The sequence below is a fragment of the Nitrosospira sp. Nsp18 genome (assembly GCF_900103145.1).
In the GTDB taxonomy this organism is placed as follows: domain Bacteria; phylum Pseudomonadota; class Gammaproteobacteria; order Burkholderiales; family Nitrosomonadaceae; genus Nitrosospira.
Genome location: NZ_FMWY01000007.1, coordinates 108,593 through 122,992 on the forward strand (window position 1 = coordinate 108,593; position 14,400 = coordinate 122,992).

Annotated in this window: 13 protein-coding genes; 1 reads left to right on the forward strand and 12 read right to left on the reverse strand. The window is 53.7% G+C overall.

The window, feature by feature from the left end:
• Nucleotides 1–144: 144 nt before the first annotated feature.
• The 11 genes from BLS94_RS05015 to BLS94_RS05065 form a co-directional block, all read right to left on the reverse strand.
• On the reverse strand, nucleotides 145–2,991 hold the full coding sequence (locus BLS94_RS05015) for a cation-translocating P-type ATPase (protein WP_090958178.1): 2,847 nt from the start codon (nucleotides 2,989–2,991) through the stop codon (nucleotides 145–147).
• Nucleotides 2,992–3,104: 113 nt separating this feature from the next.
• A complete protein-coding gene (locus BLS94_RS05020) occupies nucleotides 3,105–3,611 on the reverse strand; it encodes a DUF4142 domain-containing protein (RefSeq protein ID WP_072767645.1) in 507 nt (168 codons plus the stop codon).
• Between the two features lie 366 nt (nucleotides 3,612–3,977).
• A complete protein-coding gene (locus BLS94_RS05025) occupies nucleotides 3,978–4,523 on the reverse strand; it encodes an SRPBCC family protein (protein WP_090958180.1) in 546 nt (181 codons plus the stop codon).
• Between the two features lie 501 nt (nucleotides 4,524–5,024).
• Nucleotides 5,025–5,711 (reverse strand): endonuclease/exonuclease/phosphatase family protein, encoded by a 687-nt coding sequence (locus BLS94_RS05030; protein ID WP_090958182.1) that lies wholly within the window; start codon nucleotides 5,709–5,711, stop codon nucleotides 5,025–5,027.
• A 123-nt stretch (nucleotides 5,712–5,834) separates the two neighbouring features.
• Nucleotides 5,835–7,979, reverse strand: coding sequence for a VTT domain-containing protein (locus tag BLS94_RS05035; protein WP_090958184.1), 2,145 nt, complete (start codon nucleotides 7,977–7,979; stop codon nucleotides 5,835–5,837).
• A complete protein-coding gene (locus BLS94_RS05040; RefSeq protein ID WP_072767642.1) occupies nucleotides 7,979–8,314 on the reverse strand; it encodes a hypothetical protein in 336 nt (111 codons plus the stop codon). The genes BLS94_RS05035 and BLS94_RS05040 overlap by 1 nt, the downstream gene beginning before the upstream one ends.
• 206 nt (nucleotides 8,315–8,520) lie before the next feature.
• Nucleotides 8,521–9,285, reverse strand: a complete 765-nt coding sequence (locus BLS94_RS05045) for a DUF1826 domain-containing protein (protein ID WP_218124742.1) — start codon at nucleotides 9,283–9,285, stop codon at nucleotides 8,521–8,523.
• Nucleotides 9,286–9,312: 27 nt separating this feature from the next.
• Complete coding sequence (dksA, locus tag BLS94_RS05050) at nucleotides 9,313–9,735, reverse strand: RNA polymerase-binding protein DksA (RefSeq protein WP_090958186.1); 423 nt, start codon at nucleotides 9,733–9,735, stop codon at nucleotides 9,313–9,315.
• A gap of 78 nt (nucleotides 9,736–9,813) precedes the next feature.
• Nucleotides 9,814–10,029, reverse strand: a complete 216-nt coding sequence (locus tag BLS94_RS05055; protein WP_090958188.1) for a hypothetical protein — start codon at nucleotides 10,027–10,029, stop codon at nucleotides 9,814–9,816.
• Nucleotides 10,026–11,297, reverse strand: coding sequence for a GTP-binding protein (locus BLS94_RS05060; RefSeq protein WP_371130224.1), 1,272 nt, complete (start codon nucleotides 11,295–11,297; stop codon nucleotides 10,026–10,028). Before BLS94_RS05060 ends, BLS94_RS05055 begins: the two co-directional genes overlap by 4 nt.
• On the reverse strand, nucleotides 11,287–12,156 hold the full coding sequence (locus BLS94_RS05065) for an all3515 family Zur-repressed PEP-CTERM protein (protein WP_090958192.1): 870 nt from the start codon (nucleotides 12,154–12,156) through the stop codon (nucleotides 11,287–11,289). Before BLS94_RS05065 ends, BLS94_RS05060 begins: the two co-directional genes overlap by 11 nt.
• Nucleotides 12,157–12,368: 212 nt before the next feature.
• On the opposite strand from BLS94_RS05065, the gene BLS94_RS05070 reads away from it, so the two are divergent.
• Entirely contained in the window at nucleotides 12,369–12,782 is a 414-nt protein-coding gene (locus tag BLS94_RS05070; protein WP_090958194.1) for a Fur family transcriptional regulator, read from the forward strand.
• A 151-nt stretch (nucleotides 12,783–12,933) separates the two neighbouring features.
• Here BLS94_RS05070 and BLS94_RS05075 read toward each other — a convergent pair whose 3' ends face one another.
• Nucleotides 12,934–13,797, reverse strand: coding sequence for a hypothetical protein (locus BLS94_RS05075; RefSeq protein ID WP_090958198.1), 864 nt, complete (start codon nucleotides 13,795–13,797; stop codon nucleotides 12,934–12,936).
• Nucleotides 13,798–14,400 lie beyond the last annotated feature (603 nt).

Sequence of the window (14,400 nt, forward strand, 5' to 3'; positions counted from 1 at the left end):
CAGCATCGATAAGGCAATGATTATAAATTTTCACGTGCGGCTGTCTGTTCGATGACGCGCATAGCTGCCGGCATAGTCCATCAAGCGGGGCGAGAAATTGCCGATAGGTCAAACAGCGAAGCGGTCTTGTAGATAATCAAACTGTTAACCACGACTACGCCTTGCCACGCGCAGTATCAGTTTGCTGAGTTCACGCAGCCACAGCACTGAGCTTGCCACGGCCGTGCAAAGCAGCCAATCTCCAAAGCTCAGGCTTACGGTGGAAAACGCCTGTTGCAGAACGGGTATGTAAACCACTGCCACTTGTAACACGAGCGCCAGCATAACAGCGGCCCACAGCCATTTATTGGTGAATAGCCCGACGAATGCGCTTTGCTCGTCGGATCGGGCATTGAAAACGGTGAAGAGGGAAAACATCACCAGGGTTGTAAACGCCATGGTCTGCGCGTAGCGCATGCTGCCCGAACCGTCCATGAACCCGCCGGGCAAGCTGGCATCGAGCACCAGCAGGGTACCGCTTGCCATCACGATGCCAGTGAACAGGATGCCAAACCACATCCGGGACGTGATGACGCCTTCGCCTTTCGGCCGGGGCGTCTTGCGCATTACGCCGGCGTCAGCGGGGTCGACGCCAAGGGCGAGAGCGGGTGCGCCATCCGTCACAAGGTTGATCCACAGGAGTTGCGTCGCCAGCAACGGGAGCGCGATAGTTTGCCCCTCGGCCTTCAGCCCGATGACATCCATCAGCAGCACACCGAAAAACATGGTGAACACTTCACCGATATTCGACGACAGAAGATAGCGCAAGAACTTTCTGATGTTGGAAAAAATGGCGCGTCCTTCTTCGACAGCCGCAACGATTGAAGCGAAGTTGTCGTCCGTAAGTACCATGTCGGCAGCAGCCTTGGAAACATCGGTCCCCATGATGCCCATTGCTATGCCGATATCGGCAGTCTTCAAGGCAGGCGCGTCGTTTACGCCATCTCCAGTCATCGCCACGACCGCACCGCCTCGCTGCAACGCTTTTACGATGCGCAGCTTGTGCTCGGGGCTGACGCGCGCGTAAACCGATACCTCTTTTATTGTCTCGTCTAGAGCATCGTCCGATAGCCTCTCAAGCTGGGCGCCGGTAACGGCCCGCGCATTTCCCGCTATGCCAAGGTCGGCCGCGATAACCCCCGCGGTGACCGGATGGTCCCCGGTTATCATTATCGGGCGTATCCCGGCCCTCTTTGCGCGGGCGACGGCTTCCTTTGCTTCTTCACGCGGTGGATCGATCATGCCGATCAGTCCGGCGAACACGAGGTCTTGCTCGACGCGTTCGTCCACATCATCGATCTGGAAAGCGTCGGGCGGCAACAAGCGGAAAGCAACCCCGAGCGTGCGTAAGGCTTCGCCCGCAAGCTCTTCATTCATTTTCCTGATCGCTGCACGGCGATCCGGCGCCAAAGCTTTTGTCTCGCTTCCCACAAGCTCATAAGAGCAGCGCCCAAGCAGCAGGTCCGGCGCGCCTTTGGTGAAGACGATCAGCTGCTCCCGCCTTAGGTCGTCTGTATGAATTGTCGTCATCAGCTTGCGCTCGGATGAGAAGGGTATTTCGGCAACACGTTCAAAACGCGCATTGAGCACCCCATCTTCCAGCCCTGCTTTACGCGCCGCTACGATGAGCGCTCCCTCCGTGGGATCCCCGTGTACGCTCCAGTGCCCATCATGCTCTTGTAAAGCGGCATTATTAGCGCGGTCGGCGATGGTAAGCGCTTGTTCCAGTTCGTTTCGCAGTACGCCCTCAATCATTCTGTTTTCGTATGGGCCAGGCTCTTCATCTTCATGCGGACCCACTTGGCCTACCTTTCCTTCCGGTGCATAGCCCACGCCGCCCACGGACATACGCCCACTTGCGGTGACGATGGTACGCACGGTCATTTCGTTTTTGGTCAACGTACCTGTTTTATCGGAGGCGATGACAGTTGCCGAGCCGAGTGTTTCGACGGCCGGGAGGTGGCGGACAATGGCATTCCTGGCGGCCATGCGCTGTACGCCGAGGGATAGGACGGCGGTTACCACCGCAGGCAGACCTTCGGGTATTGCCGCGACAGCCAGCGCTACCCCAAGGATAAGCACGTCGAAAAGAGCCGCGGCGCCGCTTACATTTTCGACAGTGATAATGGCCGCTATCATCACAATGGCGATAACGACAACGATGATTCCCAGCAGTTTGCCCACGTGCGCCAGTTCTTTTTGTAGCGGTGTTATCTCTGCCGGCGTATTTTCCAGCATCCCGGCAATGTGCCCCATCTGGGTTTGCATTCCCGTTGCCACGACCACCGCACGCCCGTGCCCGGAAGCAACTGCGGTACCGCTGAAGATCATGTTGTGGCGGTCGCCGAGTTCGACATCTTCCCTAATCGTAAGCGTGTCTTTTGATGCAGGCAGGCTTTCGCCGGTGAGCGCCGCCTCCGCCGTCTGGAGTGCAGCGGACTCGATCAGCCGGGCGTCCGCGGGAATGGTATCGCCCTCCTCGACGAGAATGATGTCGCCGGGCACGAGATCGGCTGCAGGAATGCTTCGCTGGGCGCTATCGCGGATAATATGTGCGTGCGCCGCCGACATCTGGCGTAGCGCAGCTACCGCTTCCTCCGCTCGTGATTCCTGTATGTAGCCCATGAGCGCGTTCAGCAACACGACCGCGAATATGGCGGTCGCTTCATAGGGCCACGCCGATTCGCGTTCGTACAGCCACAATCCCGTGGAGATCGCCGTTGCAATCAGCAGCAGCATAACCAGTACATTTTGAAATTGGGCGAGGAATTTCTTCCACCGGGGAACAGGTTTTTCGGCCTCCAGCTCGTTCTTCCCATATCTATCGAGCCGCGCCCGCGCTTCCCCCTCGCTCAAGCCGCGCTGCGCGTCTGTGGCGAGCACGATCAATACGTTCTCAATCTCTTGCTGGTAAGAGATCTTCTGATCTTGCTCAGGATGTGCTGTATTCATCCGCCTGGTTCAAGATGCTCTCGTAATTGAAGGCCGAGCATGAGAGTTCATGCAGTGGATAAGCTTGGGATTGCCCAAGCCCAAGCCCAAGCCCAAGCCCAAGCTTTATTCTGCTATTTCTGAATCTGCTGGGCGCGCTCGAGATGGTCGGACAGGGGCGCGAATAAGCCGAATAATAGCGCTGCCAGTTCCTGATTCTTGACGTTGGGCATCAGTGTATTGTCAATCAAATCGAGCAGGTTCTGGTGAAAAGCGACTACCTGGTCGATGTATGCCTTGTCAAATTCGTCGTCAGATGCACTTTTCAGCCCGGCAAGGCGGTTTTCACCATCGGCCTTCAGCTCCTGACTGATCGGGCTATGCCGGGAGGCCAGCTCAAGCCTGGTTGTCAACTCGGCGACCGCCTGATTCACGTTCGAGTGCTCATATGCAACTTGATGAGCGAGCGCCTTGACTTCCTCGCTGGATGATTTAAGCCCTGCCAGCTGGCTGGCCTCGACAGTCACATCGTTGGCGCTGACCAGGACGTGAGCGATTTGCGCATCGTCGATGCCGATCTTTTGTTCAGCGGAAAATGCGGAACCGGCCAGCCCAACAGCCAAAAAGAGCAGATTTCTCATGTTGATCCCCTGCTTTGATAGGTCGAGTAATAAACTGAGCAATGAACTCTACCATGAAAACTCTACTGCGGAATTTGCACCAGCTGTTGCCAGTGGAGCGCTTCTGCCCGCCCTGGAGATATGTGAGGAGGTTACCTGAGGAACGCCGTGAAAAAGGGGTAGCGCTACCGGGATGAACACCATGAAAGGTGGTACGGATTGAAGTAGCAAAGACGTGTTACTGCGCGCGCTACTTGGCGAGCTACTTTGCAATTTCGTGGTCAAGAGTCGGCGGATGCGTATCTCCACCTCTTTGCCTTCCGACCATCCTGCCCAGGGAAAGCCGCTTCCGGCCCCGTAAGTGAACTCAGGGGCTTGTCTGGAATGCTAGTGTTGGGCGACGGAGCCGCGCCACTCTCCCGTTTCTTTCCCGCGGTTTTCAAGAAATTCCTTGAAACGCTTGAGATCTCCGCTCGTTCTCATCTTTACCAGCCCCAACGCATCGCCAATCTCTTCAATAATACCCTTGGGACCGTAATCCATTTGCAGCACGATCCGGGTTATCGAATCGGATATCTTGTAGAACTTGACGACGCCTTCGTTTTTAGCGCCGCTCGTGCTGCGCCAGGCAATTCGCGTTTCCGGCACTTGCTCTGTGATCTCAGCGTCCCATTGCGTTTCTTTACCGCCAATTTTTGCGCGCCAGTGCAAATGCGTGTCATCAATTTGCCGTACTTCGCATACTCCTTTCATAAAGTGGGGAAAATCCTCGAACTGGGTCCATTGATTGTATACCGTGCTTATCGGCAAATTAACCTCGATCGAATCTTCCATCATCGACGTGTTTCCAGAACCGCGAGAGTTCCTGATTTTTTTTGACAGCATGAGTCCGCCTGCGGTAACCGCAGCGATCGTTACAAGTTTTTTTAACATTTTAATTTCCTCCAAGTAGATGCCGCACCATCACCGTTCCGAAAGTTTTTTTCATTCGCGAGCTCTACCTGGCCTGATCCTTGAACTGGCGGAAGACTCGCTCGACCGTGAGAGAAAATTTGTCCGCGTTTTACCTATACAGGCTGAGTGAACACAGCACCAAATCGTACCTCTTTTAAAATGATGTACTTCCCCCCGCAAGCGATCTGTGCGGTTGTACACGTAGTCCAAAAGTACTGCAAGTTCGGGCCATGTGAGAGCCTGCCATCGCGGAGTGAGAGCAATCAATTATTCAATTATTCAAGTATTTGCACGGTGTCCACGGTATACCTCTGAGAAGAGCCATTTCCTGATGACCCGCTGAGGCTATGTATCCCAATCGCGCCAATTCCCGAATTCAACTATTAGAATTCCGAAGCAGGCTGATAACGAGACTGTAGCACCGCGATATAAAGCACAAGAAAACTCGAGGATGAGGTGAAATCTCTCCATCTTCGCGAGTTAAATTTCAATAGTACCTTTCAAGGGAAGGTGGTCGGACGCAATCCGCGCAAGGCTGCTGGCGTGGACCTCCAATTTTGCGAGCCGGCGACGCGGGTGCACCCAAAGCCGGTCCAGGGCCATGAAAGGTTTGCGCGACGGGTAGGTCGCTACGTGGGGGGTGGATCTGAAGTGGCCGTGCAGCCAGCGCAGGGGACGTCCCCAAAGAAACCATTCGTTTAAATCACCCAGCAGCACATAAATATCTCTGGAATCGATGTCGAACAACTTGAGCAGTTGACGCACCTGCTGGCGTCTTTCCCATGGTTTAAGTCCGAGATGGGTCGCGACCACTTGCACATGCCGTTCTTTACCGTCGAGAGTCACATCGAGCGCTCCACGCGGTTCCCGGCCGGGAAGGGTCAGGTCCACGCGATTCACTGTCAAAATGGGGAGTTTTGTCAATATCGCATTTCCATAATGCCGGGATTCACGCAGCAGGGTAGGGCCGGCAATGGCGGTTAAGCCGGTTTTCACAGCCAGGTAATCCAGGAGGTCATAACCTTCGACGTGACGGTGGTCCACTTCCTGCAGCGCCACGACATCTGCGTCCAGCTCACGAATCACGCCTGCGATGCGTGCAGGTTCGAAGCGGCCATCTGTGCCGACACAGGCATGTATGTTGTATGTAACCAGCGTAAGGGGCATAAATTACGTAAAGATTAAAGAATAAACTTTCTATCATGAAGAATAGCAGTACGGGCAAGCTGCCGCGCTGTTATTTAATATCACAGTGTTTTTGCCGGGCTGCAAACCCACGTCAGGTATTCTTCAATCGGCGTGCGCTCTCAATCGGGAGTTTCGCTTGCGTTCTTCCCACCGCCAGAATGTCCAGCCGCTGACGATAATGATAGCGACAACTGTTGCCAAGACCGCAAAGGCCGGTAAATCAGGTTGTTGGATCGTGGCAGCCAGCCGATCTGTAAATAAGGATATTCCTGCCATCCCCGGCAGCAATCCAATGGCGCTGCCGAAGACAAAATCGCGGAAGCGAATTTGCGAGGCCCCGGCAATCATATTGATGACCGAAAACGGCGCGAGTGGAACGATGCGAACGATAATGATAGTCATGATTCCCCGATAAGCCAGCCGCCTGTTCAGTTCCCGAATCTTTTTGCCGGCAAACCGGCGTACGGTATTACGGCCCAGCAAATGGCCCAGCGCGTAGGTTGACATTGCACTCAACAACGCGCCGATCAGCGAATAAAGAAAACCCTGCCATGGGCCAAACACCAGGACGCAAGCAATAATAAGTACCGTAAGCGGAAACACAATCAGGCCGCCGATGAGGAAAACGCCAAGCGCAAATAATGGGGCACCGCGGGCTTGCTCGAATTCGGCGGCCAAGCCTACCAATGTTTCTACGTTAACCCACTCCCGAAGCGGCGACCAGTGCCATAGGGTGGTTAATCCCAGAATGGATGCGAGGATGAATGCGACCAGGTAGATATGATAGCGGGCGGGTTCGCGTTCTTCCCCAGGCACATACTCGTCGATTAGTTGGTCGGCGTCCATAGGCTGGTCCGGATCGATAACCTGGGCATCCGGCACCAAAGCATCCATCTCGGCCGTTACGCGAAGCGGCAACGGAAGTAAGGTACGCGCTGAACCGCGAAGTGACTCGATGGCACGGATCAGGGAGTCGTCTTGCGCCAGGCGTGCAGCGATCTCGCTGGGCTCCACGCCGAGATGCTCCCCCAACAGGCGGTTGCGGAAAGCCGCGATAGCGTGCTGAACGTGCGTTTCGCCTTTTGCCTCAAGCACGAGATCGCATTCGGTATCAAGCCCCATCGAGCGGTTGTTGAGATTCGCCGAGCCTACGCGTGCCAGTTGATCGTCAATGATGATCATTTTGGAATGTACATTGACGCATTTCCCATCAAGCTTGGGTATACACGGGTAGTACAGGCGGAAACGGTCCTGATGGTCTGACGCCTTCAGCCGCCTGAACAAGCGTTCCCGAAGGACATCCATCGTGTTCTGCGACAACCAGCCATCCGTATGTTCAGGCAACACCACGACGATTTCGGGGCCGTCTTGTTCTTCCAGGCGTTTTGCCAGCGCGGCGCCGATCTTGTCCGCCGTGAAGTATTGGGCTTCAATATAGATTGTATTCCGGGCAGCGGCGATGGCATCGAGCAGAAGCTGTTCCACCTCGCGCACCTCTGCGGTGTTTTTATATCTTGGAATAGTACGGGCAATGGCGACCTGGATGTTTTCCACATCCGGCGCCAGGTAGCCAGGCCAGTAGCTGGCGCCGGCCCGGCGCTCCGGAGCAGCCAGCTTCTGCCCGGTTGCGCGAAACCATCGCTCGCGCGCGATATCTCCCAGCAGGGCTGCAACAGGGCCGCGAACTATCATCTGAATATCATGATAGGGCTGTGGTACCGGTTCTGCTTCCAGATCGCGCCGGCGCGGATCCTCAGGCCGATGCTCGGGCGTATCCCAGCGACCGGTTGTCAGGTCCAACCCGCCCACAAACGCCACTTGGTCATCCACCACGACAATTTTCTGGTGATGGCACGCGCCCGTTGGATGCTGATCGTCAAGGAAAAAGTGCAATCGCCGATGGCCGTTCCATTCCTGCTTGTAAAGCGGCATCCACTCCCGCACGGGCGCGAAGATCATGGTGAAGTCCCAGTCCAGCACATGGATATGGAGTTTGCTATTGCGCTGGACCATACAATTGAGGAAAGCACTCAAATTCACCGGCAGTCCGTCGGGTTTGCCTTCCCGAACAAGATCGATGCGGCTGTCGATATCCCAGGCAATGATCAATACCGAACGCTGTGCCTGTTTTACTGTTTCACGAAAAGCCCGAAAAAATTCAGCCCCATCCACAAGAAATGCGGCCCGATCGGCATGTTCGATGCGCCAACAGTTAACGCCTGGCTTCAGGATGGCGGAATGCGCCATTATGCGTCGGGATGCTTGACGGGCTTGATGATCACACTGGGTGGACTGACGACATGCACCTCGATGTGCGCTGTGGTCAGCGCTCTTGCGAGTGCGATAAACTCTTCCAGTCCTTTGACGGTCGCGATGGCAGCGAGAAGCTCCGGGCCACCCGAAGTATTAATTTCTTCCAACTGAGCTGGAGGCTCGCCAGGATGAAGCGCGCAAAACAAAGAGTGGTTATAGTTGGTTGGCAGGATAATTTCTATTTGCCGCGCATCACTCAGCAACGGCGGTATCGATTCGATCGTTTCATGGCCGCGCCAGGTTAACTTGATCAACGGTTCCTTTTCCATTATCAGCTCCTGATTCGTTCCATGGGGATATTGCCCCGTCTTTCATAGGGGCGAATATCAAAGCCTGGATAGTATAGGTAGTTGAGCCGCTCGTCCGTTCGTTTTCGTACATAAAGGCGGAAGCGGAGAGCGGCAGCGCCCACTCGTACGATCAGCGACCGTTGAATGGATCGGAAAGCTTCGGGGGAGAAGTCAGGCTTATTTTATCAAGTCCAGAGTGCATCCATCACAAGGAGAATGCGCAGTCCGCTCCCGGCAATGACGGAGGGTGAACGATGGATTGCACCTTTTCGAATGTTCTCCTGCCACAACGAGCCCTTCAAGAGCAAGACGTCGAATGGTGAGGCTGCCTCAACCGTGGTTCTGGCATCGAACAAGCCAGACGCATCATCGGCAAGACCCAGCGATCCTTGCCCGAGCTTACTACGATCAACCCACTTGTCGTCTATCCATTCTGTTCCCTGTCCACGATAGGTGCAAATGAGACGGATGCCTGTGCGATCCACGTGAAAACGTGGGCACATGGCTTTGCTGGAAACTTCCAGGCGTAGGGCGATTTCATCGCAACCAAGAAGCTCAGAGTAAATATCAGTAATAAGCGAAATATCCTGAGCCATCGCTCGTCGGCCCGGAAGGTCTGGCAAGAAATCAAGCTCCAGGCTCTCCCCAGCCTGAATAACGGTACGAAAACCATTTCTTAAATGGCTATCTACCGGCGTCTGCTGCAAGTAAGCCTCCATACCAGGATCAGCCTGCCGCCGCCACCGGACAACCTGGATAAGCGGATGAAATATCCGTATCAGTTCAACGGGCTCAGCCGTAGTGCATGCATACGGATGAGATATTTGATCTTGCGATGATGCTTGAGAAGGCTCGGCATGCTTATCCATCGCTTGAGCCAAGCTGGCCTCGCGACTATCCTGCAGCAGATTTGGACCACCCATCCCAATGCAAGCGAGTTCATCATTCATCGTCGATTGCGCCACCTTCCCTGGACACTAGATTCGATAACTTCGCTCGTAACGTTCGTGACGCTCTTGTGCTTCAAGGCAGAGCGACGCCGTCGATCTCGCCAAAAGGCGCGCGATGCCGATGGGCTCCCCGGTTTCCACGCACCAGCCATACGTCCCATCCTCGATACTCAGGAGGGCGTCTTCGATTTTCTTGAGCAATTTACGCTCGCGGTCCCTCACTCGAAACTCAAGGGAAAATTTCTCCTCCATACTTGCCCGGTCGTTTGAATCCCACTCCGAAACAATAGCCTGCATCTGCTCGAGCGTGCCTTTGGCGCTGTCCAGCAACATGCGCCGCTCATCTTCAAGCCGGAAACGAAAGAATTCCAATTGTGCCGGGCACATGTACTCCCCGGACGGGACCTCGCGAATGGCGTGCTCCACAAAAGAGGAGTACTTAGTTTTCATGACATATCATAGTTAAGCCAAGCTGGGCGTATGCGAGCATGCGAACTTCCATTGGTTCCATCAGCCTCGTACGGCCCATTATTTAAAAAGCTTGTTAAACGCACGCTGATAATCCAGGATTCTTTTCAAGTCCGTTTCTCCATAATGATGAATGAAGCGGAGTGTTTCCTCATGCCGTGGCTGACGAAATACGGTTAATCGCTTTTGAATGAATTCCTGAGTAAGTGGAAGCCCGCAGTCGTGCTCAACACACTGCCGCCACTTATCGAAAGCCTGTGGAATTATCGCACTCATATGTTTTCCACTGCCTCTTCCGCGAGCGCTGCCGCCGCAACCCACTCCGGAAACTGGTCTGGCAGCTTCTGCCAGTAATCCAGGCCCTTGCGGATTTCATAAGACCGAAGCTGGCATTCGGAAAAAGCTTTTTTTATCAAATCCCGATCCATATCGCGACCAATGAAGACGACTTCATTGATTCTGTCTCCGTATGGCTGTCGCCAGTTCTGCTCTATCGATGCACGCTCTTCGCTTCCTTCCGCTGGCCAGCGCTCTTTTGGCACCGCCGCCCACCAACGCCCCACGGGCTCCACATTGGCGATGTTGCCGCAGCGCGAATAGGAGATTGCCCATTCGGGACGGCTTGCCAGCCATATATAGCCTTTTGCCCTCAGGATCCCCCGTAGCGGACGCTCGATAAAGGCTGCAAAACGTTGGGGATGCAATGGTGCATGCAAGCGCAAGACGAAACTGGCAATGCCGAATTCCTCTGTTTCCGGCGTATGTTCTCCGGCAAGCTCTTTAAACCAACCCGCCATCTTGCTGGCACGATCTAGGTCGAACCGGCCTGTATTGAGGATTTCGTTCAACGGAACATCGCCATGCCTGGCGTACGTTATTTCCGCTTCCGGATTCAAGGCCTTGATCACGCCCATGACTTCATTGAGTTGGCTTGGTGTTACCTGATCTATCTTGCTTATCACGATTACGTCCGCGAATTCGATCTGCTCCGTCAATAGGCCAGCCAAAGATCGATTGTCTTCATCACCCGCCACTTCGCCGCGCTGGGCCAGTAGATCTTCGCTGGAGAAATCCCGCAAAAGGTTCACTCCATCGACCACAGTGACCATAGTGTCTATCCGGGCGATATCGCTGAGCGAATTGCCTTCCTCATCCCGGAAATCAAATGTTGCTGCGACAGGCATCGGTTCGCCGATTCCGGTCGATTCGATCAGGAGATAATCGAAACGACCCTCGGCGCAGAGCTTGCGTACTTCTGTGAGCAAATCCTCGCGCAAGGTGCAACAGATGCAGCCGTTGCTCATTTCCACCAATCTTTCTTCTGTGCGCGATAAAGCGGCATCTGCGTTTTGGGCGCCTCTTTCGATGAGCGACGCATCGATATTCACTTCGCTCATGTCGTTTACGATTACCGCTACGCGCAATCCCTCGCGATTGGCTAGAACGTGATTAAGCAAGGTCGTCTTGCCTGCGCCGAGAAATCCCGAGAGTACCGTCACCGGCAAACGTTTTTCCACTGTTGTCATTACAATCTCACTCATCATGGTTGGCACGCTGATGAAACTCTGTCGCTCTTGTCCGGGGCCTGCGCGCTGCCCACGTCACAAAGAACAGGCCTGCGAGAAGCATGGCGTAGGTGCTTGGTTCCGGAATCGGCGAAACAGCAAAATCCAGATGGAAAGTACCCGAATCCTTAATGGACGAGCCTGTTTCCGTATTCAGCAGCTCAAAAGTCGCAGAATAGATGCCGCCAGGAGCGGATGCGTCGACCCAGTAGATCGGCTTGAACTCGAAGTTATTACTCATGCCCAGGTTGAATACATCATCGGTGCCATAGATATCCTTTGTCGCTTCGGTTCCCACATGCAACCCCTCCGTGCTCTCAACAAGCCTGAGGCCAAGCTCCACATTGTTCAACGGTCCCGACCAGCGATTACTGCTGCTCTGAAACAGGATGTCCTCCATGCTTCCCGAAGCGTGGCCCGAGAGAGATTGGATCGACGCAATGCCGAGATGGCTGTATTCCGAACTGCCAACGGCGCTGCGCAATGTTCCATCGTAGAGTCCGCTGCCCATTTCAAGTGGCAAGGGACTTTCGAGGGAGGAAATTTCCGGAACACGATTGTTCGCATTGGTAGGCAGTACATTGGGGGCAGATGCCTGCCCGCTGTAGCTGTAGGCGCCGATACCGTGAAAATGCTCGCCGTGATCGAGCAATAGAGTGAGATGGTCCGCGTTGGGATTGGGCAACCCGGCATAAGTGCCTGAAGCGATAGTTGCTAGCCCATCGTAACCGATGTAGAAGCCGATACCTTCATCATGCCGTGATGATGCCGAGACATTGAAGGAAACCATCATAACCGCCCAGCCAGCCAAGCCGACATATAACGCGTTGGAAAGCATACTTTCTCCATGTGTAGGTGTAAGATAAAATTGTAGTCGTGTCGTTGCCAATGCATAAGCCGAGCTTATACCGGGGAATCGCGCTATTGATAATAGTTTATCAATAGCATATGGTCAAGGCTGATTATTGCTCAAGGGATTTTTCGGCGGCGTTAAACTCAGGCATTCAACCTCTACCGCCACTTATATTTCTTTTTATCGGGATAAGATGCATGGAGCGTAATACCCGGCAGCGCAATGCCATTCTTGGTGTGATTACAGAAGTCGGGCGGCCACTTTCGACACAGGAAATTCTAGTAGAGGGGCAGGCCGTCGTGCCGTCGCTGAGTATTGCGACGGTTTACCGGACGCTGAAGGATTTGATCACCGAAGGCTGGATCGTGCCGGTGAAACTTCCCGGCGAGGCGGACCGCTACGAGCTTACAAGGCTAGGGAAGCATTACCACTTCAAGTGCAGTTCATGCAGCAAGGTTTTTGATATCCATGAGAGGATCAAGAATAACAATCTTCCGGCGCCCGCCGATTTCATCGTCGAGAGTTATGATCTTATTCTTTATGGTCGCTGTAGCGAGTGCGTTCCGAAGTCTGGAGGTACAAAGCCAGAGGCAGCAAAACACTTGATTTAAAGGGTGGCGGACCTTTTAATGAGCAGGACACGCATCTTTTTTCGACCGTCTTGCGCTGGAACAGTTATATCTTTCGCAACCCTTGACTACGGGTGCGAAAGGTAAGATTCCGGGTACCCAAGTTTCCGGAACTCATTCTGCCTCCCGGAACTCATTCTGCCGCTTCGAAGTGATTCTGATTCCTCAAGTGTTCCAGTTCGTCGATGGCTCTGTCCAGAATATCCGTATCAACGCCACTCTCGATTCTTACAGTGTTGAGCGGTTCGAAATATACATTCGCTATATCATCGCTGGTGATAACCAGAAAAGGCTTTATTCCACGGCCTCCGCCGCCGATGTCGAGAGGAATCGATGTTGGGGAATGTGTGGCGCCGCTCGCGGTTATCTCTATTGCCGAAGTGTTTGCATCATGCAGGACAATATAGCTGATCGTGCCGTCTGCCTTCGCAAAAAAATCCTGCACTATCCCATCATAGAAAACGACATTATTCGAATTCTGGGTACGGGATAAAACGTGTGCCCGCACGAGTTCGGATGCCTTCTTTTTTCTTCCTCTCTCCAGCATGAACAAATACCGGTGGCGCGTGAACCCGCGAAGATAGCCGTTTTCAATCAGCTTACCGGCTCCGAACCCGATCAATCCCGTTAGGGAGCCCGTCGCCAGGAAGTAGAAGAGAATCCACGCAACGTACCGGTCAAGCATGTGCTGGAATACGTGAGGGCCAGCACCCGATTGCGTGAAGGCGTCGATGCGGAGCAGGGCGGAAAGCTCATCGAAATCGACGCAGGGCGGTTCCAAAAAGAAATTTGGGCCCGTGCAAAGCTTTGTGTTGATGACTAAATAGGCAAACGCATGCACAAAGAAGCTGATGACGACGACACCGGCCAGCTGTGCCAGCGGACTGGCGGGGGATACTTCTCGTGTCACCTGGTTCGGGGCGTAAAGTCCCCAGAAAAAGGCAAATCCGGGCAGCAGCAGGACAACGATTACAACTGTTGCCCAGGCAATGGACATGAGTGGTCAGGAATGGGGGAATTGTTGAATAAGCTTCGACGCGCAGCGCGCCCCGGGCTCGTTCAAAGTTTTAAGCAGTCGCTGCCTGGGAAATGGAAGAAGCGGGTTCGTGGCTTTGGCGACTTTGGCGATTACGTAGTTCTTCAATTTCTCTGATAGCCGTTCTCAGGTCGACGGAAGATCTATGCGGGTTGGAAAGAACCTCAATTACAATCCCCGAGTTACCGCCCGCAAGACGAACCAGTTTGTCATATAGAATTCTGTCTTTTTCTTTAAGAACTCGCATTGCCGCTCCCTCTCATCCTGATTTTCTTCACAAAGAAAGATAGCTAACTTATTAGCATATTATTTATTTGGTGTCAAGAAAATCAAGGGGACGACCGTAGCATAAGTCATGATACAGGCGAGAGATGAGTCAACCGATGCGGCAGCACGATGTTGCAGATTCAATGTTGCAATATCGTTGTCAGATTAACGCAGACTAACGCAGACTAAGCGCAGATTAACAAGTCGTCCCTGAAAAACCTCATCTTTAACAAACTTCCATCATTAATCGATGGTTCTCTTCATTTTGTTTTTGTCCGAGGCATTGCAAGCATTCCA